Consider the following 4323-nt stretch of genomic DNA (forward strand, 5'->3'; position numbering starts at 1 on the left):
GGTGAAGGTATGGGACGCGGTGGGCGGGCGCTGCCTGCTCACGCTGGAGGGCCATGGGGGTAGGGTGACCAGCGTTTGCTGGTCGCCGGACGGGATGGGAATTCTATCATCCGGCGGTGATGCTACGATGCGTGAGTGGGATGCTGCTACTGGCAAACTCTTGCGGACTTGGCTAACGATTGGCAATGAGGCGGCTTTGATCGACTTCTCTGGTAATCGCATACTCCATGCTACCGCCGGTGCCTGGCGTCACTTGGGCTGGCAGGGTTACGATTCCGAGGCGAAACGCCGCCGCCTGTTTCCCGCCGAGTACTATGGACCGCTTAATCCATGGCCCGCTGCTTGAAGCGGAGCGATCTGCGCGAGCGACAAATGTTTTGCGTAGAATCGGTAAAGGCATTCTTTGCCATGAATAGCTCAGCAAGAAATCGGAATAGAATTTCGCGACGTTTTTGAAGGTGGAACGCGGGGCCTTGGAATTTGCCGATCCTCGTAGCCGAGTGCGATGTAATACTGGGGGACTTCACTAGAAATGTAGGCCCGTCTTCCTGGGGAATGTCACTTGCGGCGGATTCTTTCGCAGGTTTCAGCAACTGACCACAGGATATCCAAATCGTCCTTCTCGTCCCTATGTATCATCATCTCAGATTGATGATGTTCAAACCATTCAAGGGTCTGCAATAGTACCGGCGATAGGTTGATTTTATTCATGTGAGCTCCTTTTATTAGATTGCAGGGAACGCAACGGCAACGAGGGGGACGATACATCCGATCTGATCTCCTTCGTGCCATTACGCCCAAAAGGCGGGCCGTGTGTAGGGGACCGGGCAATCAACCCGAGTTTTACCCGCCTAATCCTCTTATTTCTCAATTGAGAATATACCTTCGTTTGTCCTTGAAAGTGAACAAAATACGGATTCTGTTCACTTGTCTCAAAGTTGCCATTTTATGTTCCGATTTTCAACCCCAAAAAAGCGAATGCCTACCATCGTATTCGTCTTTGAGATTCGTTAGAGATCAGGGCTGAATGAGCCAGATCTTATGAAACTGCATACGAATATCCTCAGTGATATGGGTGGTGTAGATTGATGTTGTTTCAGCTCGTTTGTGACCGAGAAGCTCCTGAATCTTGCTCTGGACGAGTCCAATAGACACACAGCCAATTGCATAACCGTGGCGAAGTCCCTTTGGAGTGGCTTTGATCCCGCCAATTCCGGCGGACTTCATGCAGGCCTTGATGATTTTCCAACCGGTTGTCCTACCGAAATTAAACAGGTATCCGTCCTCAGCGACCGGCAAAGCTAGAAGGCTTTCAATCAGTGCATCGGGAACTGGGACAGGCCGATAGTTGATGTCACCGCGTTGCTTGAGAGTCAGGAAAACCAGTGAGCCACCGCCCCAGTCGACATGCGCGCGCTGAAGTCCCAGTGCTTCCGAAATCCGACAGCCTGTGTTTAGCAGCACCAGGCAGAATAGTCGATGCCTAGGATTGGTGAGAGCGGATGCCACCTCAAAGAACGCTAGTCTTTCGGCGAATGACGTGTATTTGCGGTCTCCAACCCCGTCGTATAACGACCTCATTTTCATGCCTCCTGAACAGAATCCGTATTCCGTTCACTCTATCGCATCTGACAATAAAAATCATCAAACTACTGAAAATCATGACGATACAAAAAATTATCGGTGAGAATGGACCGATGAATGAGTTGTGCAAGGGAGGAACCTGTCCGACCGCAATCATTACAGACGGCGGCGACGCCTATGTTCAGGGCTATGTCCTTGGAGCAGGGGAGCGTGAGCACCTCAAGGCACCAACCGGTGAAGACTTCATTCGCATACCTATCGCCACTCTCAAGAAGATCGCTGCTCAAGTGGTAGAGGCTTGAGTTGTTTCCGGCGGAGCCTCGGCCGTCTGAGGTTCCGCTTCGAATGCCTGCTTCTGGCATTTCTCCAGGAACTCTCTGAAGTCATGCGGATAGTATTGGCAGTGGTTGGACCAATGGGTCTGCATTTGCGGTAAGGTCATGAAATCGCTGATATCCAGTTCCATGCTTTCCCAATAAGGTTTTGAATAAAGGCCAAAAGCACGTAGCCGATAGGTTAACTCGATTTGGTTGAGCCACAGCTGAAGGTAGCTGCGCAAGGCTTCCTTTTCTGGTGGGCCGATTGAAATTGCTTCCAACAGCTCTGGCTTGTCCAAGCCTATGGCGACGAGCCGCTCGATTTTGCCATGCACTTCGATCAAGGCGCTTGCTTTGCTTTGTAGCCGCCCCAAGCGCAATTCAAGAATTACTATTGTCAGAGTGGCAAACGATACGGTTGAGGAAAGGACTGCGACCCATTCTGATAATTCCAAGATATGCCCTCCTTGTATGAGACAACTCATATGACTTTATCTGAAGTGGAACGCTAATACAACCGGATGATGCCGACATTAGCATTCATCTAGATTCGGTATGCGTAACGGTTCAATATCAGGAACCAAGTTTACTTGGGCTAGGTCGTTTGGAAAGAACTGGAATTTTACTTGAGGGCTTGGGGGAAAGCCTTCCCCACGCTGCAATCGAAAACGATTTCCACTTCCCCTTCTAGCGGGGACACCCCGCAACGCCCCGCCTTCCACCACGCCGCAACACCGGCAAACGTGTGAGGTCCTCGAACCTCGGATCCTCACACGCTAGCCCGTGTTCTCACCAACCCTGCCGCGTTTCCTGTCCTCGGCCCCGGAATACGGGCCCGGGAGGATGGCATAGATGCTAAGGGGCTTTGCCCCTCGCGCCTGCAATGGAAATAGACGAGGCCGTGGCTCCGCGCTGCGCTTGTGCGCCCGCACCAACCTCATCGATTTCCATTGCAGTTGCTACCCCCATCCTCGCCGGAGGGCAGGTTTGCATATCGCAAACCCTTCCCATTCAAGGGGAGACAACGAAAGGAAATGAAGATGAAATTACTAACCATGACTTTGAGAAACCAACTAGTCGCCAATGGACTACGTCAAGAGCCGGTGAGGGGGACGGAGCACGAAATTGACTTTCAGCCAGTGGTGAAACTATTCTCGCCAGACGGTTCAGCAACTTGGTTACTGAGCGAAATCCTCGCGGATGATCCAGATCTCGCATTCGGTCTGTGTGATCTGGGCATGCAATGCCCTGAACTTGGACTGGTCCGTATTTCGGAATTGGAAAGTGTAAGAGGAGCCCTTGGGTTGCCATTGGAACGTGATCTGTTCTTCGAGGCCGACAAGACGATTCTGGAATACGCCCGCGAAGCGTGGACTCATGGTCGTATCCGCGCCTAACCTCTACTGGCGCAGCCAGAACGCTGCGGCTGCGCCATTCATCATCAGAACAAAAAAGGAGATTATCGATGATTGTAGTCGCTGAATTGAGCCAGACGGCAGCTGGTTCGTTTGAAGGAACTTGGAAAACTTTGACTGTCACTCAGCCCCTTCGGATTGTGCCATCGAAACCCTCGGGCGGAACTCGTCTGCCGGACTTTCGGGTCTATGTAGGAGGATTTGAGGCCGGCGCTGGCTGGCATCGCGTGAGCGGTTCCGGTAGGCCTTACATTCGCATCCAAATCGACGACCCCTTGATACCTCGTCCAATCTACATGAATTTGCTCAAGTCAGTCGGGAAGATGACGGGACTGCCGATCTATCAACTGTTGTGGAAACGTGAAATTCCGGCGGATACTTCCGGTTCAAGTGGTTCGTCCGAAATCCGTGATACCCGATCGATCGGTGCATTGGTAAAATTGCATGTCCGCCCGGGTTAGCACGAGAGGGGGATAGATTCGAGTCCAACTTGACATCAATGATTGCATTGATTACAATGATCACAGAGAAGGAGGTTTTCATGGCAAACATTACCATTCGGGATCTACCCGATACCACCAAGGAAAGTCTGCGGGTTCGGGCCGCACAATCGGGCGTTTCATTGGAGGCTTATGTCCGGCAAATCTTGCAGGAGGCGTCGAAAGCGAGGTCCCCGCAATCAGCAAACCTGTTCGAGCTATCGCGTGAGTTTTTCGGCGCGGGTGAGGGCGTTGAACTGGAGTTGCCCCCGCGGAATTCAAAGCGCCCGGTTATGGAGTTCGACGCATGATTATTCTGGATACGAATGTGATTTCGGAACTGATGCGTGAAGTTCCCGACGAAAGGGTTTCTTCATGGCTGACGAAGCAGAAAATGCTGAATCTGGCGATTACCACGATCACGATTGGTGAGATCCAGTATGGCATCAAACGCCTCGATCGCGGCAAGCGGCGTGATCGATTGGCGGATCATTTCACCGGATTTGTCGCACAGGGGTTTGAAGGGCG

8 protein-coding genes are annotated in these 4323 nt (G+C 52.0%); 6 read left to right on the top strand and 2 right to left on the bottom strand.

Features of this window, described 5'->3' with window-relative positions; translation table 11 throughout:
* Positions 1-346: WD40 repeat domain-containing protein (locus JIN85_RS19785; RefSeq protein WP_200274098.1), on the top strand; the 346-nt coding region annotated here is incomplete at its 5' end.
* Between the two features lie 671 nt (positions 347-1017).
* On the opposite strand, the gene JIN85_RS19790 is transcribed toward JIN85_RS19785, so the two are convergent.
* Positions 1018-1587 (bottom strand): tyrosine-type recombinase/integrase, encoded by a 570-nt coding sequence (locus tag JIN85_RS19790; protein ID WP_200274100.1) that lies wholly within the window; start codon positions 1585-1587, stop codon positions 1018-1020.
* Positions 1588-1661: 74 nt separating this feature from the next.
* Between JIN85_RS19790 and JIN85_RS19795 the strand changes: the two genes are divergently transcribed.
* Complete coding sequence (locus tag JIN85_RS19795) at positions 1662-1886, top strand: hypothetical protein (RefSeq protein ID WP_200274102.1); 225 nt, start codon at positions 1662-1664, stop codon at positions 1884-1886.
* On the opposite strand, the gene JIN85_RS19800 is transcribed toward JIN85_RS19795, so the two are convergent.
* Positions 1868-2356, bottom strand: a complete 489-nt coding sequence (locus JIN85_RS19800; RefSeq protein WP_200274104.1) for a hypothetical protein — start codon at positions 2354-2356, stop codon at positions 1868-1870. The two genes, JIN85_RS19795 and JIN85_RS19800, sit on opposite strands and share 19 nt — an antisense overlap.
* 579 nt (positions 2357-2935) lie before the next feature.
* Here JIN85_RS19800 and JIN85_RS19805 point away from each other — a divergent pair.
* From JIN85_RS19805 to JIN85_RS19820, 4 genes are all read left to right on the top strand, one after another.
* A complete protein-coding gene (locus JIN85_RS19805) occupies positions 2936-3298 on the top strand; it encodes a DUF2958 domain-containing protein (RefSeq protein WP_200274105.1) in 363 nt (120 codons plus the stop codon).
* A gap of 68 nt (positions 3299-3366) precedes the next feature.
* Positions 3367-3777: a DUF736 domain-containing protein gene (locus tag JIN85_RS19810; protein WP_200274107.1), complete on the top strand. Its 411-nt coding sequence runs from the start codon at positions 3367-3369 to the stop codon at positions 3775-3777.
* A gap of 80 nt (positions 3778-3857) precedes the next feature.
* The gene (locus JIN85_RS19815; protein ID WP_200274108.1) at positions 3858-4106 is read left to right on the top strand and encodes a FitA-like ribbon-helix-helix domain-containing protein; all 249 of its coding nucleotides are present in this window, start codon (positions 3858-3860) and stop codon (positions 4104-4106) included.
* Positions 4103-4323: PIN domain-containing protein (locus tag JIN85_RS19820; RefSeq protein ID WP_200272297.1), on the top strand; the 221-nt coding region annotated here is incomplete at its 3' end. The genes JIN85_RS19815 and JIN85_RS19820, both read left to right, overlap by 4 nt.

The organism is Luteolibacter pohnpeiensis (genome assembly GCF_016595435.1).
Taxonomy (GTDB): domain Bacteria; phylum Verrucomicrobiota; class Verrucomicrobiia; order Verrucomicrobiales; family Akkermansiaceae; genus Luteolibacter; species Luteolibacter pohnpeiensis.